The 25,135-nt window shown below is 61.3% G+C and carries 25 protein-coding genes and 3 pseudogenes; 19 read left to right on the forward strand and 9 right to left on the reverse strand.

What is annotated here, in order from left to right; genetic code table 11:
• Positions 1-4: 4 nt before the first annotated feature.
• Genes IPI80_RS04375 through IPI80_RS04385 form a run of 3 tightly spaced genes read left to right on the forward strand, consistent with a single transcriptional unit; the run spans position 5 to position 1,812 of the window.
• Complete coding sequence (locus IPI80_RS04375) at positions 5-565, forward strand: cytochrome b (protein WP_413857496.1); 561 nt, start codon at positions 5-7, stop codon at positions 563-565.
• A gap of 43 nt (positions 566-608) precedes the next feature.
• Positions 609-1,196, forward strand: coding sequence for a YceI family protein (locus IPI80_RS04380; RefSeq protein ID WP_413857498.1), 588 nt, complete (start codon positions 609-611; stop codon positions 1,194-1,196).
• A 40-nt stretch (positions 1,197-1,236) separates the two neighbouring features.
• Entirely contained in the window at positions 1,237-1,812 is a 576-nt protein-coding gene (locus tag IPI80_RS04385) for a YceI family protein (protein WP_413857500.1), read from the forward strand.
• Positions 1,813-1,849: 37 nt separating this feature from the next.
• On the opposite strand, the gene IPI80_RS04390 is transcribed toward IPI80_RS04385, so the two are convergent.
• Complete coding sequence (locus IPI80_RS04390) at positions 1,850-3,025, reverse strand: YbfB/YjiJ family MFS transporter (protein ID WP_413857502.1); 1,176 nt, start codon at positions 3,023-3,025, stop codon at positions 1,850-1,852.
• A 139-nt stretch (positions 3,026-3,164) separates the two neighbouring features.
• Between IPI80_RS04390 and IPI80_RS04395 the strand changes: the two genes are divergently transcribed.
• From IPI80_RS04395 to IPI80_RS04425, 7 genes are all read left to right on the forward strand, one after another.
• Positions 3,165-4,286, forward strand: coding sequence for an alkene reductase (locus IPI80_RS04395; RefSeq protein WP_413857504.1), 1,122 nt, complete (start codon positions 3,165-3,167; stop codon positions 4,284-4,286).
• A gap of 161 nt (positions 4,287-4,447) precedes the next feature.
• Positions 4,448-5,650, forward strand: coding sequence for an ABC transporter substrate-binding protein (locus IPI80_RS04400; RefSeq protein ID WP_413857506.1), 1,203 nt, complete (start codon positions 4,448-4,450; stop codon positions 5,648-5,650).
• 190 nt (positions 5,651-5,840) lie between these two features.
• Positions 5,841-6,077, forward strand: a complete 237-nt coding sequence (locus IPI80_RS04405) for a DUF883 family protein (protein ID WP_413857508.1) — start codon at positions 5,841-5,843, stop codon at positions 6,075-6,077.
• Positions 6,078-6,096: 19 nt separating this feature from the next.
• Positions 6,097-6,504: a phage holin family protein gene (locus IPI80_RS04410; protein ID WP_413857510.1), complete on the forward strand. Its 408-nt coding sequence runs from the start codon at positions 6,097-6,099 to the stop codon at positions 6,502-6,504.
• On the forward strand, positions 6,485-6,799 hold the full coding sequence (locus tag IPI80_RS04415) for a YqjK-like family protein (RefSeq protein WP_413857512.1): 315 nt from the start codon (positions 6,485-6,487) through the stop codon (positions 6,797-6,799). The genes IPI80_RS04410 and IPI80_RS04415 overlap by 20 nt, the downstream gene beginning before the upstream one ends.
• A 24-nt stretch (positions 6,800-6,823) precedes the next feature.
• The gene (locus IPI80_RS04420; protein WP_413857514.1) at positions 6,824-7,240 is read left to right on the forward strand and encodes a hypothetical protein; all 417 of its coding nucleotides are present in this window, start codon (positions 6,824-6,826) and stop codon (positions 7,238-7,240) included.
• Positions 7,241-7,364: 124 nt separating this feature from the next.
• Positions 7,365-9,986: a M1 family metallopeptidase gene (locus IPI80_RS04425; protein ID WP_413857516.1), complete on the forward strand. Its 2,622-nt coding sequence runs from the start codon at positions 7,365-7,367 to the stop codon at positions 9,984-9,986.
• Positions 9,987-10,017: 31 nt separating this feature from the next.
• Here IPI80_RS04425 and lepB read toward each other — a convergent pair whose 3' ends face one another.
• The 3 genes from lepB to IPI80_RS04440 form a co-directional block, all read right to left on the reverse strand.
• Positions 10,018-10,686 carry a signal peptidase I gene (gene lepB / locus IPI80_RS04430; protein ID WP_413857518.1) on the reverse strand — a complete coding sequence of 223 codons (669 nt, stop codon included), beginning with the start codon at positions 10,684-10,686 and terminating at the stop codon, positions 10,018-10,020.
• 12 nt (positions 10,687-10,698) lie between these two features.
• Positions 10,699-10,923 (reverse strand): hypothetical protein, encoded by a 225-nt coding sequence (locus IPI80_RS04435; protein ID WP_413857520.1) that lies wholly within the window; start codon positions 10,921-10,923, stop codon positions 10,699-10,701.
• Positions 10,924-11,057: 134 nt separating this feature from the next.
• The gene (locus IPI80_RS04440; RefSeq protein ID WP_413857522.1) at positions 11,058-13,277 is read right to left on the reverse strand and encodes a heavy metal translocating P-type ATPase; all 2,220 of its coding nucleotides are present in this window, start codon (positions 13,275-13,277) and stop codon (positions 11,058-11,060) included.
• 125 nt (positions 13,278-13,402) lie between these two features.
• Here IPI80_RS04440 and IPI80_RS04445 point away from each other — a divergent pair, with 125 nt between their 5' ends.
• From IPI80_RS04445 to IPI80_RS04460, 4 genes and pseudogenes are all read left to right on the forward strand, one after another.
• Positions 13,403-13,600 carry a heavy-metal-associated domain-containing protein gene (locus tag IPI80_RS04445; RefSeq protein ID WP_413857524.1) on the forward strand — a complete coding sequence of 66 codons (198 nt, stop codon included), beginning with the start codon at positions 13,403-13,405 and terminating at the stop codon, positions 13,598-13,600.
• Positions 13,584-14,017: pseudogene (gene cueR, locus IPI80_RS04450) on the forward strand (Cu(I)-responsive transcriptional regulator); the annotation flags it as partial. The gene IPI80_RS04445 and the pseudogene cueR, both read left to right, overlap by 17 nt.
• The gene (locus tag IPI80_RS04455) at positions 14,001-14,345 is read left to right on the forward strand and encodes a Crp/Fnr family transcriptional regulator (protein ID WP_413857526.1); all 345 of its coding nucleotides are present in this window, start codon (positions 14,001-14,003) and stop codon (positions 14,343-14,345) included. The pseudogene cueR and the gene IPI80_RS04455, both read left to right, overlap by 17 nt.
• Before the next feature lie 118 nt (positions 14,346-14,463).
• The gene (locus tag IPI80_RS04460) at positions 14,464-14,550 is read left to right on the forward strand and encodes a hypothetical protein (RefSeq protein ID WP_413857610.1); all 87 of its coding nucleotides are present in this window, start codon (positions 14,464-14,466) and stop codon (positions 14,548-14,550) included.
• A 130-nt stretch (positions 14,551-14,680) separates the two neighbouring features.
• Here the strand turns inward: IPI80_RS04460 and IPI80_RS04465 are convergent.
• The 4 genes and pseudogenes from IPI80_RS04465 to IPI80_RS04480 all read right to left on the reverse strand — a co-directional run.
• Positions 14,681-15,121 (reverse strand): annotated as a pseudogene (locus IPI80_RS04465) (NAD(P)/FAD-dependent oxidoreductase); the annotation flags it as partial.
• A gap of 197 nt (positions 15,122-15,318) precedes the next feature.
• Positions 15,319-17,592: a nitric oxide reductase activation protein NorD gene (locus tag IPI80_RS04470; RefSeq protein ID WP_413857528.1), complete on the reverse strand. Its 2,274-nt coding sequence runs from the start codon at positions 17,590-17,592 to the stop codon at positions 15,319-15,321.
• Positions 17,567-18,352 (reverse strand): CbbQ/NirQ/NorQ/GpvN family protein, encoded by a 786-nt coding sequence (locus IPI80_RS04475; protein WP_413857530.1) that lies wholly within the window; start codon positions 18,350-18,352, stop codon positions 17,567-17,569. The genes IPI80_RS04470 and IPI80_RS04475 overlap by 26 nt, the downstream gene beginning before the upstream one ends.
• Before the next feature lie 79 nt (positions 18,353-18,431).
• Entirely contained in the window at positions 18,432-19,811 is a 1,380-nt protein-coding gene (locus IPI80_RS04480) for a ribulose-bisphosphate carboxylase (protein ID WP_413857532.1), read from the reverse strand.
• A gap of 35 nt (positions 19,812-19,846) precedes the next feature.
• On the opposite strand from IPI80_RS04480, the gene IPI80_RS04485 reads away from it, so the two are divergent.
• Positions 19,847-20,443, forward strand: a complete 597-nt coding sequence (locus IPI80_RS04485) for a hypothetical protein (RefSeq protein ID WP_413857534.1) — start codon at positions 19,847-19,849, stop codon at positions 20,441-20,443.
• Between the two features lie 46 nt (positions 20,444-20,489).
• Here IPI80_RS04485 and IPI80_RS04490 read toward each other — a convergent pair whose 3' ends face one another.
• Entirely contained in the window at positions 20,490-21,401 is a 912-nt protein-coding gene (locus IPI80_RS04490; RefSeq protein ID WP_413857536.1) for a LysR family transcriptional regulator, read from the reverse strand.
• 148 nt (positions 21,402-21,549) lie between these two features.
• On the opposite strand from IPI80_RS04490, the gene IPI80_RS04495 reads away from it, so the two are divergent.
• The 4 genes and pseudogenes from IPI80_RS04495 to IPI80_RS04510 form a co-directional block, all read left to right on the forward strand.
• Complete coding sequence (locus tag IPI80_RS04495) at positions 21,550-22,296, forward strand: HAD-IA family hydrolase (protein WP_413857538.1); 747 nt, start codon at positions 21,550-21,552, stop codon at positions 22,294-22,296.
• The gene (gene rpe, locus IPI80_RS04500) at positions 22,293-23,006 is read left to right on the forward strand and encodes a ribulose-phosphate 3-epimerase (protein ID WP_413857540.1); all 714 of its coding nucleotides are present in this window, start codon (positions 22,293-22,295) and stop codon (positions 23,004-23,006) included. The genes IPI80_RS04495 and rpe overlap by 4 nt, the downstream gene beginning before the upstream one ends.
• 24 nt (positions 23,007-23,030) lie before the next feature.
• Entirely contained in the window at positions 23,031-24,155 is a 1,125-nt protein-coding gene (locus IPI80_RS04505) for a class 1 fructose-bisphosphatase (protein WP_413857542.1), read from the forward strand.
• Between the two features lie 120 nt (positions 24,156-24,275).
• Positions 24,276-25,135 (forward strand): annotated as a pseudogene (locus IPI80_RS04510) (phosphoribulokinase); the annotation flags it as partial.

The raw sequence follows: 25,135 nt of genomic DNA on the forward strand, positions 1-25,135 counted from the left end.
CCGCATGAACACTGATATAGCATCCCGCCGGTACAACGGTTTTTCTATGCTGCTGCACTGGATATTGGCACTTGCATTGGTGGGAATGTTCACCATGGGGCTGTACATGGCCGATCTGCCGTTTTCGCCCCAACGCCTCAAACTTTACAACTGGCACAAATGGGCCGGCATCACGGTGCTGACCCTGTCGACCTTGCGCCTGCTGTGGCGCCTCACCCACCGCCCACCACCCCTGCCGCAAGCCGTAACCCTGGCCATGCCGGGCTGGCAGATGCAGGTCTACCAGGCCACCCACGTGTTGATGTATGCGCTGTTCTTTGCGGTGCCCTTGATTGGCTGGAGCTACAGCTCGGCTGCCGGTTTCCCCATTGTGGTGTTTGGCGTGCTGCCACTGCCCGACTTTGTGGCGCCCGACAAGGCGCTGGCCGAGTTGATCAAACCCTGGCACGCCATTGCGGCGTTTACCCTGGCTGGACTGGTGGTGCTGCATGTAGCTGCAGCCCTGAAACACCACTGGATCGACAAGGACGGCCTCCTGGCGCGCATACTGCCCGGCAAACGCTGAACCCCCGCACCCTTTCACCCATACCCCTTAACAGACTAACCGCATGACCCATTCCACAACCATTGCCCCTTTTGCCAGAACTACGGCCATTCTTTTGCTGGCTACCTTGGGCAGCGTGGCCGCGCAGGCCCAGCAAAAGCTCGTTCCAGCGCAGAGCGAGATTGCTTTTGTCACCAAGCAAATGGGCGTGCCGGTAGAGGGGCACTTCAAAAAGTTTGATGCCCAAATTGCCTTCGACCCAGCCAAGCCGCAGACTGGCAAGATCGCCTTTACGGTGGACATCGCCAGTGCCACGCTGGGCTCACCAGAAACAGATTCAGAGCTGCCCAAATCCGAGTGGTTCAACACCGCCAAGTTTCCACAGGCCACCTTTCAGTCCAGCAGCATCAAGGCACTGGGCGGCGGCAAGTTTGAAGTGGCAGGCAAGCTCGCCATCAAGGGCGCCAGCCAGGATACGGTCGTCCCTTTCACGCTGACCCAAACCGGCACAACCACCACGGCCAATGGCACATTCACCTTAAAGCGATTGGCGTACAAGATCGGCGAAAAAGAATGGGCCGATACGTCCATGGTGGCCGATGATGTGCAGGTCAAGTTCAAGCTGGCGCTGACCGGTGTCGGTAAATTCTGATTTCTTTCCCCAACCCTTGTTTTTAATGGAGCAATCGAACATGCGTAAATCCCTACTTGGCCTGGCAGTCGCCACCACCCTGTTGTCCGCCGTGGCCCACGCCGAAATGGCCAATTACGCCATCGACCCCTCCCACACCTTTGTGTCGTTTGAGATTGGCCATTTTGGCACTTCAACCAACCGCGGTCGATTCGACAAAAAAGAGGGCACCGTGCAATTCGACCGCACCGGCAAGAGCGGCAAAGTCGATGTGAGCGTGGACGCAGCCTCCATCAACACCGGCTTTGCGTCGTTTGAGAAGCACCTGCGCAGCCCCGATTTGTTCGATGCCGAGAAATATCCCACCATCAAATTTGTGTCTGACAAGTTCGTGTTTGACGGCGACAAGGTCACCGAAGTGCAGGGTAACCTGACCCTGCTGGGAAAGACCCTACCCGTCACCCTCAAGGCCAACCAGTTCAACTGCTACCAAAGTCCCCAGTCCAAGCGGGAGGTTTGTGGTGGTGATTTTGACGCGACCATCGACCGTACCGCCTTTGGCATGGACTATGGAATCAAATGGGGCTTCCCCAAGAACGTGCGAATGATCGTTCAGATCGAAGCTGTCAAGCAATAAACCGACTGAGCGACGAGGCCTTAAAGCAGGTCAGCCTTCACAAGGCTGGCTGCCGCCAGGCCAGTACCGCGCCCAGCCACAGCGCCAAAGCAGAGTACACCAGCCCCCGCGCCAAGCCACCGGGGCCGTCGGCTATCCAGCCCACCACCGTGGGCCCGATAATTTGGCCCGCCGCAAATACGATCGTAAAGGCGCTGATACCCGCAGCCCACGCCGCATGCGGCAAGTTGTGGCGCACCAGTGCGGTGGTCGACGCGACGACCGACAGGAACACCCCACCAAACAGCAAACCAGAGCCCAGCACCACCGGCCACGACTGGGTGAGCGCAGGCAGGATGGTTGCCACGCCCAGCAAACCATTCAAAATAGCCAGCGCACGCCCGCTGCGATGACGGTCCAGCAGACCCGCCCAGATACGTGAAGACGCTACCACCGCCAGCCCCAGCAAGGCATAAAAAACCGTTACTTCCACGGCGCTGCTGCCCTGCTCGCGCAGCAGGGCCACCACGAAGGTCATGTAGCCGATATAACCCACGCCAAACAGGGTGTAGCCGGCCAATGCATAGCCAAACGCACGCCAGCGAAAATGCACGGGCGCGCCCGTGCCAGCCTGCGTGGTGGGTACCGTAAAACGCGCCATGGCACGTGCGGGAATGACCAGGGCCGCGCTGGCCAGCAGACAGACCAGAGCCAGCAACCACCATACCCAGCGCCAACCATGCAGCTGTGTGGAACTGGCGTCCAGTGCCCAGGGCACCAGCACTGCCGACAAAGCAATTCCGAAGCCAGTGCCACCGTAGTACAGGCCGATCAAAAATCCGCTGCGGGATGGCGCTTGTGCACCCAGGCGTGCCGCCAGCAGACCACCGGCAATAAACACCAGTGCACTGGCCACGCCGGCCAGAAAGCGCTGCAGCAGCAGCGGATCGGTCTCTATGAAAAAACCGCTCAACGCCATGAAAATACTGGACAAAAAGGCCCCAACCACCAGCACGGTGCTGGCGCCCCAGCGCGCGAGCAACTTGGGCGTCATTAGCGCACCCACAAAGTAGCCCAAGGCATTGGCCGTATTCATGCCCCCGGCCAGGGTGTAGGACCATGCCAGGTCGGCACGCATGGCCGGCAACAGCAGGCCATAGGCAAAGCGGGTGATGCCCAGGGACACGGCGGCTCCCAGCGACAGCAGCAGGGCCTGCAACCAGATGTGTCGCACAGGTGTCAAAACGAAGGGCCCAAGTCGTATGGCATGACTTGCATTCTGCAGTATTGGAAGCATCTGATTTCCGAACGCCAGTAAAGTCAGTCCTCCATTCGTACTTTTTGGCTTTTTTTATCCACCACAAGCAATCTCAATGACCCAACTGTTCGAACCCCTCCAGGCCGGCCAACTCTCCCTGTCCAACCGCGTCGTCATGGCACCACTCACCCGCAACCGGGCACCCGGCGCCATGCCCAATGCCTTGATGGCCACCTATTACTCCCAGCGCGCCAACCCCAAAGACGGTGCCGGTCTGATCATCACCGAGGCCACGGCCATCAGCCACCAGGGCCAGGGTTACTCGGATGTGCCCGGTATCTGGAGCGACGCGCAAGTTGCCGCCTGGAAGCCCATCACAGAATCCGTCCACGCTGCAGGCGGCAAGATCGTGGTGCAGTTGTGGCATGTGGGACGGGTCTCGCATGTGGACCTGCAACCCGGCGGCCAGGCGCCGGTGGCCCCTTCCGCCCTGACCGCCAAGACCAAGACGGTGCTGATCAAGGACGGTGTTCCGCAATTCCAGGACACCTCGGCACCACGCGCACTTGAACTGGAAGAGCTGCCCGGTATCGTGGCCGACTACCGCCGCGCCGCACGCAACGCCATTGCCGCCGGCTTTGACGGCGTGGAGGTGCATGGCGCCAATGGCTACTTGCTGGACCAGTTCATGCGCTCAGGCTCCAACCACCGCACCGACGCCTATGGCGGATCCATCGCCAACCGTGCGCGGCTGCTAGTCGAAGTCATGCAGGCGGTATGCGACGAAATTGGTGCCGGCAAGGTGGGCCTGCGCCTCTCGCCCGTCACACCGGCCAATGACGCCTTTGACCCCCAACCCCAGGCGCTGTTCACCCATGTGGTGCAACAACTGGCCCCCCTGAAGCTGGCTTACCTACACTTCATCGAAGGCTCTACCGGCGGCCCACGTGATTTCACCCAGGGTGATGCCCCGTTTGATTACGCTGCCCTGCGCGCGGCTTACCGCGCCGCTGGTGGCCAGGCGGCCTGGATGGTGAACAACGCCTATGACCGCAGCCTGGCAGACGTAGCTCTGTCCGAAGGCGCAGACCTGGTGGCCTTTGGCCGACCCTTCATCGCCAACCCGGACCTGACCCGGCGCCTGCGCGAGGGCACCCCACTGAACGCACCCGACCGCGCCACCTTCTACGGGGGCGGCGCCAAAGGCTATATCGACTATCCAATACTATTAAATTGATAGTGCATTACGTATATTCGACGAGGGCTAGATGCACATTTCGTCATATGCGATTGGGCCTGACAAAGCCCTGACGGCTGGCTAAAAATCAGGGTAAACCTCCGTCTGCGGTACCAGGCGGGGGTCTAGACTGCGCTCGGACCCACTATCCGGAGAAAAAGATGCGCGCTACCCAGGTTTGGCTATCGGGACTTGTTGGCACGGTCGCCCTGTGCCTGTCACTGGCGGCATCAGCCCAGGGCGGACCCACGCTGAAGGTGGGCGTGATTGGTCCGTTCACCGGACCCTCGTCCGACTTTGGCGTGCCCATGCTACAGGGCATCCAATTGGCAGCGGAAGAAATCAACGCGGTGGGTGGCTACATGGGGCGCCATCTGGAACTGGTCATCAAGGACGACCAGGGTAACCCTGACATTGGCCTCAAGGGTGCAAAAGAACTGGTTGCCGCAGGCGTTGCCGCCACCATTGGCTTTTGCAACACCGGCGTGGCGCAAAAGTCACTGGAGGTGTTTCAAAATGCCAAATTGCCACTGATCATCCCCTGCGCCACCGGCACACCACTGACCACCCAATACCCGGCCCCGGAAAGCTACATCTTTCGAACCTCGGCGCGCGACGCCATCCAGGCCCCCTATGTGGTGGAGGACATTGTTCGACGTGGCTGGACCCATGTAGCGATCTTTGCTGACACCACCGGCTACGGCGAGGCCGGGCTGAAGGACGTGGTGGCCGCGCTGGCGGCAAAAAACCTCAAGGCCGTGCACATAGCGCGCTTCCCGCTGGGCGTAAAAGACTTGCGGACTGAACTCACGGCCGCGCGCGAGGCCGGAGCCGATGTAGTGTTCAGCTACACCGTGGGGGTTGAGAACGCAGTCATTGCGGTTGGGCGCAAAGAACTGAAATGGAAGGTTCCGCAAGTGGGCGCCTGGCCGCTGTCGTTCCCCTTCTTCATCAACGGTGCAAAAGACGCAGCCGAGGGCGCCATGATGGCCCAGACCTTCATCGCCGAGCCCAGCAATGAACGCCGGGCGGCATTTCTGAGTGCATACCGCCACAAGTTTCAACAGCCCATGGCCGTGCCCATGGCGGCGGCCCAGGGTTACGACAGCACCTACTTGCTGGCTTTTTCACTGTTTGGCGTGCGCGACGGCAACCCCACCGGGCCGGTACTCAAGGCCGCTCTGGAAAATATCTCCCGCGTCTACTATGGAGTAGTGGCCACCTATGAGCACCCCTTCAGCCGCGACGACAAGGATGCAATCTCGCCGAACATGCTGGTCATGGGCAAGGTGAGCAATGGTGCGGTGACCTTTGCCCGCCCCGAAGATGCCAAGCGCAACCTGCTGGTCAAGCGCAAACACTAACTGCCGCGAATCGCGCCTAAGGTTATTGCGATTCGGGTTTTGACGCGGACCGCACTGAATCTGCTACCCTTTCACCCCAAACCCATTTATTTGAAAGGTTCGCACAATGTCTGACTCCCCAACCTCCCCCATGGGCTCGCAGGAAAGGCTCGTAAACGATATCCGGGCCGTGATTGTTGATGCCTAGGACATGCTCCTGGCCACTGCAGACCAGTCGGGAGACAAGATTGCCCAGCTGCGCGCCCGCATTGAAGCCCGGCTGAAAGACGCTCGCTCCCGCTTGGCGTCGGCCGAGGCCATACTGGTGGAGCGGACCCGTGCCGCTGCACAGGCCACCGACGACTACGTTCACGATAACCCATGGCAAGCCGTGAGCATTGGTGCTGGCGTGGGCTTTTTGGTCGGCTTCATCCTGGGCCGCCGTTAATCCCTGCTGACAGCTCCCGATGGCAACAAACCCGCAAGGCAGCTCCAGTACCTGGAGTTCTGTCATGGCCAAGGCAGCCTCGCTGCTGGCCATCGGGCAGACACGCCTGGAGTTGCTGGGCAACGAGATTGAGGTCGGACGCGTCACGGCCATGCGCCAGCTCATGCTGGCGTTATCCATGCTGTTTTGTGTGGCGCTGGGCGTGGTGCTTGTCGTCATTGCAATCACCCTGCTGTTCTGGGAGCAACGTCTGATCGTGGTCGCGTTGGCGGGTGGCCTGTTCTGGGCCTTGGCACTGTATTTCTACTTCACCATGCGCAGCACAGCCAGCAAGACCGAACCTCTGTTTGCCACCAGTCTGGCCGAACTGCAGGAAGACCTGCGCCAACTCAAAGCCGCTTCCCGCCATGGACCAGCGCCTGATTGATTTGTATGTGCAGCGTGGGCGGCTGCGTGAACGCATAGCCAGCCAACGCGGTCAATTGGCCGATTCACTGCAGCCCCTGGGCACCGCCTTGCAAACCGTGGACCGTGGTCGCGCACTGGCGCATAAAGCCCAGGTCTGGTTAACGGCCCACCCCGGCCTGGTCACTGCTGCAGTGGTGACATTGCTCATCTGGCAGCCCCGCGCGGTGTTGCGTACCGCCCGCCGGGCATTTTCCTTGTGGAGTAGTTGGACCCGCGTGCGGGACTGGGCCAGCACCGGCTTGCGTACACTGTGAACCGGATACCGGATAATTCACTCCATGGGACAGCCCAAACCTTCCACCCAAGAATCTGCTGCGGAGCCGGCATCGCTTCCTCCTGCGGCGGCGTTTGATCCGGACAAGACGATCTCGTACCAAGCGCGGTTGCGCCATGCCCCCGGCTGGTTCCATTCGTTTTTAGCCGGCAATAGCCGCGAAAAAAACCGCATGCGTGTTGAACTGGGCAAGATCAAGGGTGCCATTCCTTTACTGATGAAGCCGCGCAATGGGTTGAAATGGACAACGCAGGACAGACGTGATTTGCAGCGCATGCTGCGCGCCGCATCGGCGGTTTATCCCTACCTGATCATCTGGGCACTGCCCGGCTCCATCTTGCTACTGCCCTTCCTGGCCTGGCACCTGGACGCCCGGCGCAAAAATCGCGAGCGCAAGGCCGGCCCCGGACCTGCGGTATAAACGCCAATCCCGTTCCCAGCGGGGGCCGCCTGCAATCCAGTGCGGCCAGAGCATGCGGCGGCGGAGTACCCTGTCCGCCTCCCGCACCGTTGGGGCCAATCTCTCTACCGGAAAGACCCATCGCATGAAGCTGATCGCTGGTTTGGTGTTCTCGTGTCTGTTATCACTGCAGGCATTTGCCGCTGAAGATGTACTCCCCCTGCGCCTGCCCAGTGGCGTAACACCCACCGCTTACCGACTGGCGCTCACCGTAGACCCCAACCAGGAACGCCACCAGGGCGAGGTGGGCATTGACGTCACCATCACCCAACCCGGCACGGTTATCCGGCTCAATGCGGCTGAAATCACCGTCACGTCGGCTCGACTGGAGCTGGGCGGCAAGACTTATGTAGCCCGCGCCCGTATCCGCAATTCGGACCTGATGGACCTGGAATTCGACACCCCCTATCCTGCAGGCCAGGGCTTGCTGACGGTGGCGTTCAGCGGACGACTGGAAGACAAGGACAGCCAAGGGCTGTTCCGTCAGAAAGAGGGTGGCGACTGGTATGCCTTTACCCAGTTTGAGTCCATCAGTGCGCGTCGGGCCTTCCCCGGTTTTGACGAGCCGGGCTGGAAAGTGCCGTGGACGCTATCTCTGACGATTCCACAAGGCATGACGGCCGTGGCCAGCGCTCCCATGGCGCGCGAAGTGCTGCTAAGCAACGGCCAAAAACGTGTGGAATTTCAGACCACAAAGCCACTGCCAAGCTATTTGTTGGCGTTTGGCGTAGGGCCATTCGACATTCTGGATGGCGGCATGGCCGGAAAGACGCCCGTGCGTTTCATAACGCCACGCGGTCGTGCTCATGAAGCTAGGTTTGCCGCCAGTATGACGCCCGAAATCCTGGGTCGGCTGGAGGCCTACTTTGGCACACCCTATCCCTATGAAAAACTCGATGTGATGGCACTGCCCATGACTTTGAGCTTTGGCGCCATGGAAAACCCCGGGTTGGTCACATTCTCTTCCCTGCGCCTGTTGGCCAAACAAGGGGAAGAGTCTGCACCATTCAAACGCTACTTTGTCTCCACCCAAGCCCATGAACTGGCTCATATGTGGTTTGGTGACCTGGTGACCATGGCCTGGTGGGATGACCTGTGGCTTAACGAGTCCTTTGCCTCGTGGATGGCCGACAAGATCACCAGCCAAATGGCCCCTGAGTACCACGAAAGTGGCACACAGGATGCACGGGCCTGGGCCATGCAGACCGACCGACTGCTATCCACCTCGCAAATTTACCAGCCGGTGACCGGCAGTTTTTCCCAAGGTGACCCGCTGGGTGGACAGGTGGCCGCCATCGTATACGGCAAAGGCCAGGCTACGCTGGCCATGTTCGAAAACTGGTTGGGCGCCGATCGCTTCCAGGCCGGTGTGCGCCGCTACATGGCCAAGCACGCGTGGGGTAACGCCACCGGCGAAGACTTTGTCGCCGCGCTGGCCCAGGGCGACACCGAACTGGCTACGGCCTTCAAGACTTTCACCCACCAGCCTGGCGTTCCGCGCGTAACGGTGGCACTGGATTGCAGCGCAAAGCCTCTGCTGAAACTATCGCAATCACGCTTTTTGCCCGCTGGTAGCGAAGCCACCAACAGTCCCCTGTGGGAAGTGCCGGTGAAGGTGCGCACACCCGCTGGCGCAGCACAAGTTTTGCTCAAGGGCAAGACGGGGGAACTGCCCCTGGCGGACAGCACCTGCCCAGCGTGGGTGCAGGCCAACGCGGGAGGTTCGGGCTATTACCGATCCGTATATGCCCCGGGTGCCATGCGCACGCTGATGAACACGGCTGATCTGAGCGTGCCCGAGTTGCTGGCCAACCTGGACGATGCCAAGGCCCTGACCGAGTCCGGTGACTTGCGCGTCGCCGAAGCCCTGTCGATGGCCACCCGTTTTGCCGGCCATCCTTCACGGGAAGTTACAACCACCGCCTTGGGATTGATTGCCCATGTCGAGCCGCTACTGGAACCCAAACAACGCTCGGCTTACGCGGCCCTGTGGCAGCAAGCCTTTGGTGAACGGGCACGCAGTTTGGGTCTGCTGGACCGACCCACAGACTCGGCCGATGACCGGCTGTTGCGAGCAAACTGGGTGGGACGTTTTGCCGAACTGGGCCAAGATGCCGGTCTGCAAACCCAAGCCACCAAACTGGCAAAGGCTTGGCTCAAAGACCGCAAAAGCCTGCCCGTCAACAGCCGCGCCATGGTGCTGCACGTGGCGGCGCTGTCGGGTGACAAAGCCTATTTTGATGCCCTGTTGGCTGCCGTACACGACAACCCCGACCGGCGCGAACGCGCCGATATTTATGCTGCACTGGGCGGCTTTCGCAAACCTTCACTGTCCCAAGCTGCACGGGAACTGTGGTTATCGCCACAGCATGACATCCGCGAGGTCATGACCGCCGTACGCGGCCGTGGCCGTGCGGCGGTTGGGCCAGAGCCTTTGTTCCAGTTCATGGAGAAGCATTTCACAGAGTTGTCACACAAGCTGCCCAACGAGATGGTGGCCCGCTTTCCGCAGATGTTTACCGGCAGCTGCTCGCGTGATCAGGCCCAGCGGATGGTCAACCTGTTCACCCCGCACCTGGCTGCTGTGGACGGCATGGCAAAGTCCCTGGAGCAATCAGTGGAAACAGTGCGCCTGTGCGCAAGTTACCGGGAGGTGCAACGGGCCAGCCTGCAAGGCTTCCTCAAGCCACTGCAAGCCACGCGGTAAACAGGCATCGGCCTCTGGGCGCGCTGCACGGTTACTGGATACGCTGCGCAGTGCGCTCCATCCGGGGTTGCCAGTCTTCCTTGATGGCTGCCGACACCACAATGTGATGGGCCCGACCGATCAACAGGTGGCGAGGCACCAGGCCGATGTAGCGTGAGTCGGCACTGTTGTCACGGTTGTCGCCCAGGAAGAAGTACTGATCGCCCGGGACCACCACGGGGCCCCAGTTGCGCCGGGCCATTACGTCAGGCAAAAACTGCACCGTACGTGTGCTGCCAGCCAGGTGCTCCGTGGCCTGCAAGGCCCGGGTGGATGCGCCGTTGTCCAGTGGCTCTTGATGGCTGTGAACGCTGTCATACGATGCCCGCTCGCCATTGACGGTGAGCAAGCCATCGTGCAGTTCCACCACGTCACCTGGCACAGCCACCATCCGTTTGATCAGGCGGGTACCGTCCGTGGGGGAGTTGAATGTCACTACGTCGCCGCGCTGCGGTGTTCCGGTGGAAAATAGCACCGTGTCGGTCAGCGGCAACTTGAAGTCATAGGCCAGCCGGTCTACCAATACCACGTCGCCCTCCAGCAATGTGGGGCGCATGGAGCCAGAGGGAATGGGGTTCCAGTCGGCAATAGCCAGGCGGAAAAAGCCAAAGCAGACCAGAAAGGCGATGAAACCCCGGTTGTCCTTGAAGAAGGCTTTCACTGCAATATCCAATCAAGCACGGCGGCTGACAACAACCACACGCTCCAGCTGCACAGCAGGCAGTACGGGTGCCGTTTTGGCCATGCGTGTTGCGGCGGTGGTCAGATCGGCCGGCTGGGCATTGTGGGCCATGCGGTCAAAGCCGACCAACATGCTGCCATTGAGGACCAGGGTCATGGCAACGGCGAAAGCAAATCCGGCAAAACTGAAACGGGGGCTGGTGGCAAAGTTCGACATGGTGGGCTCCGGTTACTGGGTCAAGCTGACCCGATGAGCGAACTGTAGGCACCCGTCCCCTGCGTTACCAGTGGTTTGCGACAGTGTGCAACTGGGTGCGAAGAACCGCGTCTTTTGCGGATTGGACGGTGGCTTTACCGCCCCGGTCGCCAGCGTTTGAGCAACAAGGCGTTGGTCACGACGCTCACCGAGCTCATCGCCATGGCGGCTCCCGCCACCACCGGACTGAGGTAGCCCAGCGCCGCTAGAGGAATACCGGCTACGTTGTAGAAAAACGCCCAAAACAGGTTCTGCCGGATTTTGGCCACGGTGCGATCCGATATATCCAACGCCGCAGCCACCAAACTCAGGTCCCCCCGCATGAGTGTGATGCCGGCTGCGTGCATGGCCACATCCGTGCCGTTGCCCATAGCCAGGCCCACATCGGCCGCCGCCAGCGCGGGTGCGTCGTTGACGCCGTCACCCACCATGGCAACGGTGTGGCCGCCGTCTTTGAGTCCGGCCACCAGTGATGCCTTGTCGCCCGGCAGCACTTCTGCCATCACCTCGCCTTCTTCAGGCCGTAACCCCAAGCGACGGGCCATGGCTTCGGCCGCGCCCCGGTTATCACCGGAGATCATCACCGTGCGGATTCCGCGTGCGCGCAGCGCTTCGAGGGCCTCACGGGCACCGGGCTTGGGTTCATCACCAAAGGCCATGATGGCCTTCAACGTCAAGCCTTCTGTGGTGCGTTCAGCGACGGCCGACACGGTGAACCCCTGCGCCTGAAGCTCCTGTGCACGGGTGGCAAGCATCCCCAAGCGCACACCCAGTTCCTCCATCCAGCGCAAGCTTCCGATCAAGTAGCTTCTGGCGCCCACCTCTCCCTCACTGCCGCGGCCCGGCACGGCGCGCACGGCATCCGGTGCAATAACCGCCACGCCGCGTTCCTTGGCAGCGGCCAAGGCAGCGCGCGCCAACGGGTGTTCGCTGCCGCTTTGCAGGCTGGCCACAGCCTGCATGACCGAAGTCTCATCAACCCCTTCCGCACACGCCAGGGTGGTCAGGCGCGGCTGGCCCACCGTCAGCGTGCCGGTCTTGTCAAAAGCCACCACATCGACCTTGTGCGCCAATTCCAGCGCTTGGGCGTCTTTAATCAGGATGCCATGCTGGGCTGCCACGCCGGTGCCCGCCATGATGGCCGCCGGTGTGGCCAAGCCCAGTGCGCAGGGGCACGCAATAACCAGTACCGCCACCGCATGGATGACCGCCATCTCAAAGGGATGGCCGCTGAGCCACCAGCCCAGCAGCGTGAGCAAAGCCAGCACCAGCACCACGGGTACGAACACTGCGCTGACCTTGTCTACCAGACGCTGAATCGGCGCCTTGGCGGCTTGGGCATCTTCTACCAAGCGGATGATGCGCGACAGCACTGTGTCCACACCGACCGCCGTCACTTGCAGCACCACGCGGCCATCGCCATTGATGGAGCCACCGGTGAGTCCATCCCCGGCGTCTTTGCGCACCGGCAGTGGTTCGCCGGTGAGCATGGACTCATCCACCTGGGTTGTGCCTTCTTGCAAGATGCCATCCACCGGAAAGCGTTCGCCGGGCTTGACGACCAGACGGTCACCGAGCATGACCTCTGCAATGGGCATATCCACTTCACCGTTGCGCCCCAGCACATGGGCTATATCTGGGCGCAGCCCATGCAGCGCGCGGATGGCGGCTGTGGTCTGGCGTTTGGCACGCGCCTCCAACCACTTGCCGAGCAGCACCAGGGTAATAACCACGGCGGAGCCTTCAAAGTACAGGTGCACCATGGCACCATCGCCGGCCTGTAGCCACAACCACACCGACAAGGCCCAGCCCGCAGTCGTGCCAATGGCCACCAACAGGTCCATGTTGCCGCTGCGCGCCAGCACGGCGTGCCAGCCGGCCTTGTAGAAGCGCGCACCCAGTATGAATTGCACCGGCGTGGCCAGCGCAAACTGCACCCAGGCTGGCAACATCCAATGCTGGCCAAACCAGTCACCCACCATGGGCAGTGCCAACGGAAACGACAGCAGCGCACCCAGTGCCACCGGGCCAAATCCGGCCCACGGTGATACCGATTCCAGGGCATCCACCTCAGCCGGACTGCGCGGCTCATAGCCAGCGTCGCGCACGGCGCGTTTGAGGCGTACCGGCATCTGCGCATCGCCCGCAAAAACAATACGGGCGGATTCTGTAGCCAAGTTGACCGATGCGTCCTGCACGCCGGGGACTTTTTTCAGGGCGCGCTCAACGCGGCCGACGCAGGATGCGCAGGTCATGCCGCCAATGCCGATGTCCAGCGTAGCGCCGGCGGCGGAGGGAGTAGGGTTTGTTTCCATGGTGTGTAGCCTAAACCCTCCCGCCATAGGAAGGTCAAGTGCGGAAGGACAAGTGCTTGACTCTCCCACCGTGGTAAGGTTCAAACTGTGGCTCTTCTGATTCAACAACCCCACAAGGAACCCCCATGAACCAAACCTTTACCGTAACCGGCATGACCTGCGGCCATTGTGAAAAGGCCGTGACCCAAGCGCTGCAACAGGTGGACCCACAGGCCCAGGTGGTGATCGACCGCAGCCAAAACAGCGTGCAAGTGCAATCCAACCAGCCACGCCAGGCGCTGGCAGCAGCGATTGCCGAAGAAGGCTATGCCGTTGCCGACTGAGTCCAACGGGCTCACCGGGAACTCAGGCCCCATTGCCATTGGCGAGGCGGCACGCCAGTCTGGCGTTTCGGCAAAATGCTGCGCCATTACGAATCGTTGGGCCTCTTGGGGCAGGTCAACCGCACCGACAGCGGCTACCGCCAATACACGCCCGGCGATGTGCACACTCTGCGCTTTATCAAGCGCGGCCGTGACTTGGGCTTTTCCATGGCCGAGATTTCCGAGCTGGTGGGTTTGTGGCACAACCGCAGCCGTGCCAGCGCCAGCGTCAAGCGCATCGCCCAGAAGCACATGGATGAGCTGAACACCCGCATGGCTGCCATGCAGGCCATGCAGCGCTCCCTGCAAGACCTGCTGCAGAACTGCCATGGTGACGCCCGCCCTGACTGCCCTATCCTGGATGATTTGGCCGGCAACGGCAGCACCGGGGCCAACCGCAGGTACGGTGTTGTTCAGCGCACAGACCGCCTGCAGGGGTTTCCCGCTGGTATTGGAAGGCGAAGTCAAGGTCAGCCGCCACTCCAGCGACGGACGCTCACTGGAGTTGTACCGCGTGGTGCCGGGTGAACTGTGCCTGGCCTCCAGCGCCAGCCTTTTTCGCAGCCTGCCGCTGTCGGCCACCGGCACAGCCACCAAGCCGACCACGCTACTGCTGATTCCACCGGTGCTGTTTAACCAATGGCTGGAGACACCCCCTTTCGCGATGCCGTGTTGGGCCTGTTTGCCGAGCGCATGGCAGACCTGACCGGACCGATCGACGCCGTGGCCTTCCAGCGCCTGGACCAACGCCTGGCCGCTGCCCTGCTGGGCCGGGGCCCGACCTGGCGCTCACCCACCAGGAACTGGCCGACGAGCTGGGCACGGTGCGGGAAATGGTGTCGCGCCTGCTGCGCCGCTTCGAGCGCGAGGGCTGGGTAGAGCTGGCGCGAACGCATTCACATCCGCGATAGCGCCGCGTTGCGCACTGTGGCCGCGGCACTGCCAAGCTGAAAACAGGTACGGTCGATTTACTATGTTTTTTGATAGCTAACTAAACATATTTTACGAGGGCTAGACACCCATTCTGGCGTAAAAAACGTCTCAACGAATCAAGCGCACGATGCCCAGCGCCTTGAGCACGTACTTCTCGTAGATGGGTTCCGGAGTGCCGTTCTTCATCTTGCGCATGAAGTACTTCTCGAAGGCAATTTTGGCCAGATGAACCCATTTGCCTTTCTTGAACCAGTTGACATTGCGCGGCGGTATTTGCGGCAGAGCCACAAAGGCCGCACCGGTGTCGCCAAAATCAGCCAGACAAATGGCGTTCCAGGTAGCCTTGGTGCTGGCGGTGCTGCCATTGAGCTCGTCGGCAATGTTGTGCACGATGGCCGAAATCATGGTCTCGATCATGTAGCCGGTCTTGGGCGCCCCGGTGGGAACCGGCGTGGCTTCCACCGGCGGAATGGCCACGCAGACGCCAGCCGAGAAGATGTTCTTGTAGGCCTTGCTGCGCTGGTATTCGTCGATCAGCACGCCGCACCGCACTTGCACGCACCCAGCGCGCCTGCGGGCCACCTGCGGCACCCTAAAACCCACCAAATCAGAGCGCCTCGGTAGCCCTAAATCCGTGCAATACTTGGTCTCATGCGGTTGAATTTCCTATCCCCACTACCACATTAATTCGAGGGCTACAGCCCGATTTGACCTCGAACGCCCTGGCAGCGGATTACTGCACCTTGTTACCGCGTCAAGCTGACAAACAGCCGCGTCATCCGCTCCGGTAACTGCTCGATGCGGTCCACCACGGTGGCGTGGTGGCCGAAGATGTCATGCACGTAGGCATCGGCTTGCGGGTCCAGGCTGATGCAGTGGCTGTGGATGCCTTGCTGCGCCAGTTCTTGAACAGCCTGGCGGGTGTCCAACACCAGGGATTGGTCGTCACTCACATCCACATCCGACGGGCGGCCGTCGGTCAGCACCAGCAGGAGTTTTTTGTCGGCCGTTTGCGCGCCCAGGGTGCGCGCGGCGTGGCGCAGGGCGGCGCCCATGCGGGTGGAGTACTGCGCTTGCAACGCGGCCAGCCGGGCCTTGGGCACATCGTCCCAATTTTCGCCAAAGCCCTTGATGTGTTGGTAGCGCACGTCGTGCCGGGTGTTGGAGTGAAAGCCCGCCAGAGCAAACGGGTCGCCCAGCCGGTCCATGGCCCAGGCCAGCAGGGCCACGGCTTGCTGGCTCAGGGCCAGGCGGGTCTGGCTGGTGCCGGGCACGGCGTCGTTGAGCGATTGCGACAAGTCCAGCAACACCAGCACCGCGATGCTGCGGTCCTTGCTGCGGTGGCTCATCAGAATGCGCGGGTCGGGTTGGGCGCCAGCACGCCAGTCGGTGAGTGCCCGGATGGCCACGTCCAGGTCCAACTCGCTGCCTTCTTCCTGGTAGCGAATGCGCACACGATTTTGCGGCTTGAGCAGGTCCAGCAGTTTTTGCAACTGGCGTGCCAGACCGGCGTGCTGGGCCAGCAGGGCGTCGATGTGGCGGGCGTCGCCGCTGGGGTGCAGGGCCTCATAGACGCTGACCCAGTCGGGGCGATAAGCTTGGCTGGCAGCATCCCACTCGGGGTAGTGGCGCGGCGGCAGACCGTGCACCGCCTGCTCCGGCGGCGGACGCTCTGCGTTGAAGCTGTCTTCTTCATCGCCGGCTTCGATAAAGGTCCACAGGTGGCGGTTGTCGTCGCGGTAGCTGACCACGGTGTTTTCAAAAAACACGCGTGCCAGCTGGTCGCTTTGGCGGCGGGTGCGGGCGGCATGTTGCAGGGCCAGCGTTTGCATGGCCTGGGTGCTGGAATCGCTGCCATTCAGCAGGTCGTGGAAAGTGTCCACGCAGTTAATCAGGTCTGCATCCCGGTAAGCATGGCCGGGGTCGAGCAAGGCAAGGGACAGCATTGCCAGGCGGTGGCGCAGGCAACTGACCTGGGCGGGGTCGCAAGCGCCTTCTACCGGGCGCGGGTGCAGCGCCAGCAAGAGCGGGCGCAGGCCGGGGTAGTGGTGCAGCAGCAAGTGGTCGATGCGGGCGTCTTCCAGGCATTCGGTGGTCAGGCGCTGCAGGGGGCTCAGGTTGTCGGCCACCAGCGTGCCACTCCAGCGCCGGTGCGCGGCCATGTGGGCCAGCGCCACGCGGTAGCGGTCCAGGCCGTTGATGTTATTCAGGGTGTCGTACACATCGGGCAGGCAGACACTGTCGTTGGCGGTGTGTTGCGTGCTCCAAGGCGCTGGTGTGGGCGCATCGGCCAGTCCGGTGGCGTAGGCGTGCAGGGGGGCCTGGTCTTGCCACAGGGCGCGCAGCGTCAGGTCTAACTGGCGCTCCACGTCCACCAGCAGCGTGCCGTGGCGTTCGCGCTGGAGTACGGCGCGGCTGTCGGGCAGGGCGCAGGCAAAGTAGGCGCGCTGCTTGTCGGGGTGGTGCTGGTAGTGGCGTGCGCCGTAGTTGGCCCAGCGCGCCAGCCCCGCCACGGTGAGCGGCCCCAGCAGTTGGGGCGCATGCTCCAGCAACACCGGTAGGCCGGGGCTGGCAAAGGTGGTGTGGTGGCCGTGGATGGACACGCTGGTGCGCGACATCACGTCCCTGACCACATGCAGGTAGTGGTGCAGCGGGTCTGCGCCCTGCAGGCGCCGCGCCACGGCAGCCAGGGTGCTCAGCAGCGGGGCCATGGCGGTGCTGTTGGGCGACTTTTGCATGGCGGTGAGCAGGGCGGCAACGTCGGCCAACAGGTCTTGGGCGGCGGCGCTTCCCACCGTGTGGGCTACTTGCGGCCACTCCTGCAAAAGCGCCAGCACCGGTTCGGGGCCGCGGCCCATTTTGCCCAGGGCGCGGGCGCAATCGACGTAAGCCTCCATGCCAGCAGGACCGAGTACTTGGGTGGCCTCCAGCATGCAGTCGGCAAACACCGCTTGCACTGCGGGGAAATTGCAATCGAGCTGCTTGCGCCAGGTTTCAATTTGTAGGAGCGAACACAGCATCAATGGCGTGGTCCAGCGTCTGGCGGATGTCGGCGTCGTCGGTGATGGGGCGCACCAGCGCCATGCGGCAGGCGTCCCCCGGTGCCACGCCGCCCACGATCAGTGTGGCGGCATAGACCAGCAGCCGGGTGGATATGCCCTCAGTCAGTCCGTGTCCTTTGAGCTGGCGGGCCGCGTGAGCAATCTGCACCAGCTGCGCGGCGCGTGGGGTGTCGATCCCGGTCTCGGTGCTAACGATCTGCGCTTCCAGCTCAGCGTTGGGGTACGCAAACTCAAATGCGGCAAAGCGCTGTTTGGTGGAAGGTTTCAGGTCCTTGAGCAGGCTCTGGTAGCCGGGGTTGTAGGAGATCACCAGCTGAAAATCCGGGTGCGCGTGAACCGTCTCTCCCTTTTTGTCCAGCGGCAGCTGGCGGCGGTGGTCGGTCAGCGGGTGAATCACCACCGTGGTGTCCTGTCGCGCCTCCACAATTTCGTCCAGGTAGCAAATCGCCCCGGTGCGCGCGGCCACCGTCAGTGGGCCGTCTTGCCAGCGGGTGCCCCCGGCGTCCAGCAGGTAACGCCCCACCAAGTCGCTGGCGGTCATGTCCTCGTTGCAGGCCACGGTGATCAGGGGTCTACCCAACCGGTGCGCCATGAACTCGATGAAGCGCGACTTGCCGCAGCCGGTAGGGCCTTTGACCATCACCGGCAGGCGGGCCGCGTAGGCGGCTTCGAATAGGGCTACCTCGTTGCCTTGGGGCTGGTAGAAGGGAATTGTCATGGCGCGCAAAGGAAGGGTGCATGGGTTTCGCCGCAGGGCCGGGCAGTACACGAAGTGACAAGCGTGGGGGCATACATTCTCATCGATGTGCGCCAATCTTTTCGCGCCAGCCCGGGAACAGCTTGTCGGCGTCGCCGGGGAAGGACGCAAACGCCCGGGCAAATTCTTTGTGCTCCTTAGCCCACTCAATAGGGTCGGCCCGGGCCTTCCAGCAGTCATAGGCCTGGCGCAGTGAGGTGGCGCCTGCGGCAGGGGAGTCGATATGGCCGTAGGAGCCGCCGCCCGAGGTGTTGATGACGTTGCCGTGACCCAGGTTCTCGAAGAATCCGGGCAGGCGCAGCGCGTTCATGCCGCCCGAGATGATGGGCGTAGTGGGCTTCATGCCGTACCACTCTTGGTGGTAGGCCGGGCCGCTGTAGCTGTCTCGCTCGATGATGTAGGCAATGGCGCGGTCGTCGTTGCTGCCTTCCATCTTGCCGTAGCCCATGGTGCCCACGTGGATGCCCGATGCGCCTTGCAGGCGGCTCATCTTGGCCAGCACATAGGCCGTGTAGCCGCGCTTGGCGCTGGGGCTGGTGACGGCGCCGTGGCCGGCGCGGTGGTAGTGCAGGTACTGGTTGGGGAAGTGGCGCCGCGCCGTGGTGATCATGCCGGGGCCGCCGACGTAGCCGTCCACCAGGAAAGCCACCTTGTCGGCGTCAGGCCCGAAGGTGCGCAGGATGAATTCACCGCGCGCCAGCATCTCGTAATGGTCGTCGGCGGTGATGTTGGCCGAGAAGATTTTGGCCTCACCGGTTTCGTCCATGGCCCGCTTCATGGCGTCGTAGACCAGGGGAATGGTCTTCTTCATCGGCGCAAAGGTCTGGTTGCCCTGCGGCTCGTCGTTCTTGATGAAGTCGCCACCCAGCCAGAACTGATAGGCTGCGGCGGCAAAGGGCTCGGGGCGCAGGCCCAGCTTGGGCTTGATGATGGTGCCGGCGATGTAGCCGCCGTCCTTGACCGGGCGACCCAGAATGCGCCACAGGTCAGAAATGTCTTTGCTCGGACCATCGAACAGCTGGATGGCGCGCGGCGGCATATAAAAGTCGTACATCTTGGCGTGTTCGATATCGCCCATGCCCTGGTTGTTGCCGATCACCAGCGTCAAAAATGACACGATCATCATGCGGCCATCCGTCATGTTGCGGTCAAACAGGTCAATCGGATACGCGATACGCATCTCCTCGGAAGGCTCGTCAATCTGGTAAACCAGCGCGTCCACGCCCTTGGTGAATTCGTCAGTGGTGGACACCTCGACATTGGTGCCGGTGGACGACTCGGCCGCAAAGTGCGCCGCCGCTTCCAGGTAGCCGTGGCCGGCCTTGGGCTTCATCTTGTAGGCCACCAATATGTGTCGACCACCCGAGATCAGGTCGTGTTCCTTAAGGCTCAGGTCAGCGTAGCGGTTGCTTTGGTCCATGGGGAAACTCCAGTTGAATAGGTCAGCGGGTGGCGATGGACCTGACTATAGGCAAGGCTATTCATAATGAAAATTCAAATAAGTTTCTTGTAAGATCAGGTTTTTGTGATGAATTGATGGAGGCGATCCCCAACGCTCCGAAAAAATCGAAGTTCCCATTTTGGGAGTCTCGCAAAAAGGCGCCATGCCTCGTGGACCTGGAGTGGATGACGCTCCCACTGACAGCTACGGGGCTATTGCCGACCGTAACTTTCAAGCGACTGGGTTACCAAATGCCAGCCGGTGATGCACAGCGAACTTGGTTCCCAGAATTGATCGATCTCTTGCGTCGCAATTGGAATCCATCAATGTCAATGCTGCAACTTATTGAATTGCGGAATCAGCTCGATGGCATGCTTCAGACAATTCGGACAGAGCACAGTATCTTGCCGCCGTTGATGACCTGCTCGCATTGTGGGATAAAGAGCCGGGCTGCCCGACCCAAGGTGTCGGTACGGGCCATGATTTTTGCTTTGAGCCGCTTTCGCATCGCTTCCCTTGACGAAGTTCATGCCTTGGAAAAGCTCTGGGATCGATATCGACGCGACGAACACCTCGACCTTTATGGAGACATAGAGGTCGACAGCAGGTAGCGGCGTATTCCACTGGAATGCTTCTTTGGCCGCAGTTTCAAAGTCGCTAGCTCCACGAATCCATCAGCGCGCCGCCCTGCTCAATCAAAAACTCCTTGAAGGCACGCGCAGCCGGGGAGAGCTTTTTGTGGCGCATGTGGGTCACATACCAATGCCCCATGGATGGCAACCCTGCAATATCGACCAGCGCAATGTGGCCGCTGGCCAACTCATGGCGCACCGTGCGCAGGCTCAGAAAGCTCAGGCCCATGCCGGCCATCACGGCCTGCTTGATGGTTTCGTTGCTGGGCATTTCCATCACTACGTTCAAGGGTGTTTGGTGCTCGGCAAATAGGCGTTCCATCGCCGCGCGCGTGCCTGAGCCTTCTTCGCGCACAACAAACCGGTGTTCCCCCAGCGCTGAAAATGGCCACTGTTTGCGGCGCACCAAAACGTGGTCGGGAGCGGCCACGATAGCCAGCGGGTTGGTGGCAAAGGGGGTGGCTTCGCAGTCCAGGTTGGCCGGCGCGCGACCCATGACGACCAGGTCGGCCTCGTTCCGCGCGAGCAGTCCCAGAATGTTTTCACGGTTGTCGATCTTGAGCTGGATGTCAATGCCCTGAAACAGCTTGCCAAAGTGCAAGAGGAGCATGGGAATGAAAGATTTGGCGGTGCTGAATAGGGCCAGATCAATACGACCTTTGCGCAGACCCACATGCTCGGCCATCAGGGCTTCGAGGTCTTTGAGCTGGCCCATGGCGGCAATGGCATAGGTCTGAAAAGCCTCGCCAGCGTGGGTCAGCCCGATGTTGCGACCCACTGGTTCGATCAGGGGTACGCCAAAAGTATCCTCCAACTGGCGGATTTGCATGGACACGGCGGGTTGGGTCACAAACAGCCGCTCGGCCGCTTTGGAGACCGAGCGCTGGCGCGCCACTTCCAGAAAGGTCTGGATTTGCTTCAGGGTATATGGGCGCATCAGAGGTCTCCGTTTCATCAGATTAGTCTGATGAGTTTTCAATAAAACATGATTGGAGTTTATGAGTTAAGGCTATTAAAGTAAATCATTCCTCACTGATATGAAGCCCGTTTATCCCAATTGTCCGTCGTTGTACTGAACAATACCCATGTCTGCAAGCACCCTTCAAGCCCTGATTTTTGATGTCGATGGCACGCTGGCCGACACCGAGAGTGCACATTTGGCCGCGTTTAACCACGCCTTCGCCGAGATGGGCATGGGCTGGGTGTGGGATGAGGCGCTGTACACCGAACTGCTCGACATTTCAGGTGGCAAAGAGCGCATCCTGCATTACTGGAAAACCACCCGGGCCGATATGCGCGAAGTCGGTGCCATGGCGTTGAACGATACCGTGAACCAGCTGCACGCGCTCAAGACAGCCGCGTATGAGGCCGCAGTGAATGACGGCGCTGTGAGTCTGCGCCCGGGTGTGCTCAAGCTGATGGACGAAGCGCTGGCCCAGGGGTTGCAACTGGCCATTGCCACCACGACATCGCCTGTGAACATCGCCGCCCTGATGCGCCGGGCCATAGGAGCGGACTGGCGCCTGAACTTCACCGCCATTGGCGATGCATCCACCGCGCCCGTCAAAAAGCCGCATCCGCAGGTGTATTTGCAGATGCTGGCCGCGATCCAACTGAGTCCCACCGATTGCATTGCGCTGGAGGACTCCAGCAACGGGCTGCGCGCCGCTACGGCCGCTGGCCTGGCCACCATCATCACACCCACCACCTACACCGCGCACCATGACTTTGGCGCCGCGCTGCGCGTGGTGCCTGATTTGAGCCAGGTCAACCTGGCCCAGTTGCGCAACTGGCATGCTGAAAAACAAACCTCCATGAAAGCCAAACCATGACAGACTCCCCCGCGCAAGCGCCTGTTCTCCGCCTGGCCCCCAGCATTTTGTCGGCCGACTTTGCCCGCCTGGGCGAAGAGGTTCGCGCCATTCAAACGGCCGGTGCGGACCTGGTGCACTTTGACGTGATGGACAACCACTATGTTCCCAACCTGACCATTGGCCCGCTGGTGTGCGAGGCTATTCGACCCCATGTCACCATCCCTATCGATGTGCACCTGATGGTGGAACCGGTGGACGCGCTGATTCCCTTGTTTGCCAAGGCCGGTGCCAACATCATCACCTTTCACCCCGAGGCCTCCCGGCATGTGGACCGCACGCTGCAGCTGATCAAGGAACACGGGTGCAAGGCCGGCCTGGTGCTGAACCCGGCAACAACTACCGATTGGCTGGACCACGTGATGGACAAGCTGGACATGATTCTGCTGATGAGCGTGAACCCGGGCTTTGGCGGGCAAAAGTTCATTCCTTCCACACTGGGCAAACTGCGCGCGGTGCGCCAGCGCATAGCTGCGCACCAGGCCGCCGGCGGCCAGCCAATATGGTTGCAGGTGGATGGCGGGGTCAAGGTCGACAACATCCACGAGATTGTGCGGGCCGGGGCCGACACCTGCGTGGCCGGTAGCGCCGTGTTTGGCGCCCCCGATGCCGATGGCGGCTACCGCACGGTCATAAGCGCGCTGCGCCGCGCCGCACACCCTACCGAATAATTTCATATCAACCGAGACTGCACCATGCCACTGAGCTACAACAACCACCGCCGCACGTTGACCCAGTTCCTGATAGAAGAGCGCCGCCGCTTCCCCAGCGCCAGCGGCGACTTCAACGCCCTGATACTAGACGTCGCCATCGCCTGCAAGGCCATTGCCCGCGCGGTGGCGTTTGGCGAGCTGGGTGGCGTCATGGGTAACCATGCCGCAGAGGAGGGCGGCTCTGTCAATGTGCAGGGCGAAACCCAGAAAAAACTGGACGTGTTGTCCAACGATGTTTTCATTCGCCGCACCGAATGGGCGGGCAATCTGGCGGGCATGGCTTCGGAAGAGATGGATGTGCCCTACCAGATCCGCGGCCAGTACCCACGGGGCAAATACCTGCTGGTGTTTGACCCGCTGGACGGCTCCAGCAACATTGATGTGAACGTGTCGGTTGGCAGCATTTTCTCGGTGTTGCGCGCACCGCAGGATCTGGACGACATGCCGCGTGACCAGCAGCGTGACGTGACCGAGGCCGATTTCTTCCAACCTGGCGCAATGCAGGTGGCCGCAGGTTACGCGCTGTATGGCCCCACCACCATGCTGGTGCTGACGGTGGGCGATGGCGTCAATGGCTTCACGCTGGACCCCACGCTGGGCGAGTTCATGCTGACCCACCCGCACATCCAGATTCCCGTTGATACGCACGAGTTCGCCATCAATGCCTCCAACGCCCGTTTTTGGGAGGCTCCTGTCAAGCGCTATGTGGACGAATGCCTGGCCGGCAAGTCGGGCCCGCGCGCCAAAGACTTCAATATGCGCTGGATTGCCAGCATGGTGGCCGAGGCCCACCGCATTCTGATGCGGGGTGGCGTATTCCTGTACCCGCGCGACACCAAAGACCCCAGCAAACCCGGCCGCTTGCGCCTGCTGTACGAAGCCAATCCGATCGGCATGCTCATGGAACAGGCCGGAGGCCGCGCCTCCACCGGCGAGGTGCCCATGCTGGGCGTGCAACCCACCAGCCTGCACCAGCGCATTGGTCTGGTGTTTGGCTCCAAAAATGAGGTGGAGCGCATCGAGCGTTACCACGCCGAGCCAATCAAGCACGAACTGGACAACCCCTTGTTTACCGAGCGCAGCTTGTTTCGCGACGCACGCTTCTGATCAGTTGGGGACAGAGCTAAAAATCTGTCCCGCAATGCTATTCGTTTAATAACAGCTCGTCCAATAAGTACGAGGGCTAGAGGCCATTTTTACCAACATATTTATAACTTAGGAGCAACCATGTCTGCACGCCATCCCATCATCGCCATCACCGGTTCTTCCGGGGCGGGCACCACGTCGGTGACCCGGACCTTCGAAAACATCTTTCGCCGCGAAGGTGTCAGCGCTGCCGTGATCGAGGTGACAGCTTTCACCGCCGCGACCGTGCCGAGATGAAGCTGCTGGTCGAAGCCGAAAAAGCCGGCAACAAAAACTTAGCCACTTCGGGCGGAAAACAATCATTTCCCGAACTTGAAGCCCTGTTTCGGGACTACGCCACCACCTGCAGCGGCAGACGCCGCAAGTACCTGCACGACACCGAAGAGGCCGCGCCCTACAAGCAAAGCCCGGGCACCTTTACGCCGTGGGAAGACGTGCCCGCCAACACCGACCTGCTGTTTTACGAAGGCTTGCACGGTGCGGTGGTCACACCCGAGGTCAACATCGCCCAGCACCCAGACTTGCTGGTGGGCGTGGTACCGGTCATCAACCTGGAGTGGATTCAAAAACTCTACCGTGACAAGAAGCAGCGTGGCTACAGCACCGAGGCGGTGACCGACACCATCCTGCGCCGCATGCCCGACTATGTGAACTACATCTGCCCGCAGTTCAACCACACGCACGTCAACTTCCAGCGCGTGCCCATGGTGGACACCTCCAACCCCTTCATTGCCAGAGACATTCCCAGCGCCGACGAGAGCATGGTGGTGATCCGCTTTCGCCAACCCGAAGGGCATCGATTTTCAGTACCTGCGCAGCATGATTGGAGACAGCTTCATGAGCCGCGCCAACACCATTGTGGTGCCCGGCGGCAAGATGGAACTGGCCATGCAACTCATCTTCACACCCTTCGTCTGGCGGATGATGGACCGGCAGAAGAA

Origin of the sequence: Candidatus Aalborgicola defluviihabitans (assembly GCF_016705985.1) — a bacterium.
Lineage (GTDB): Bacteria > Pseudomonadota > Gammaproteobacteria > Burkholderiales > Burkholderiaceae_C > Allorhodoferax > Allorhodoferax defluviihabitans.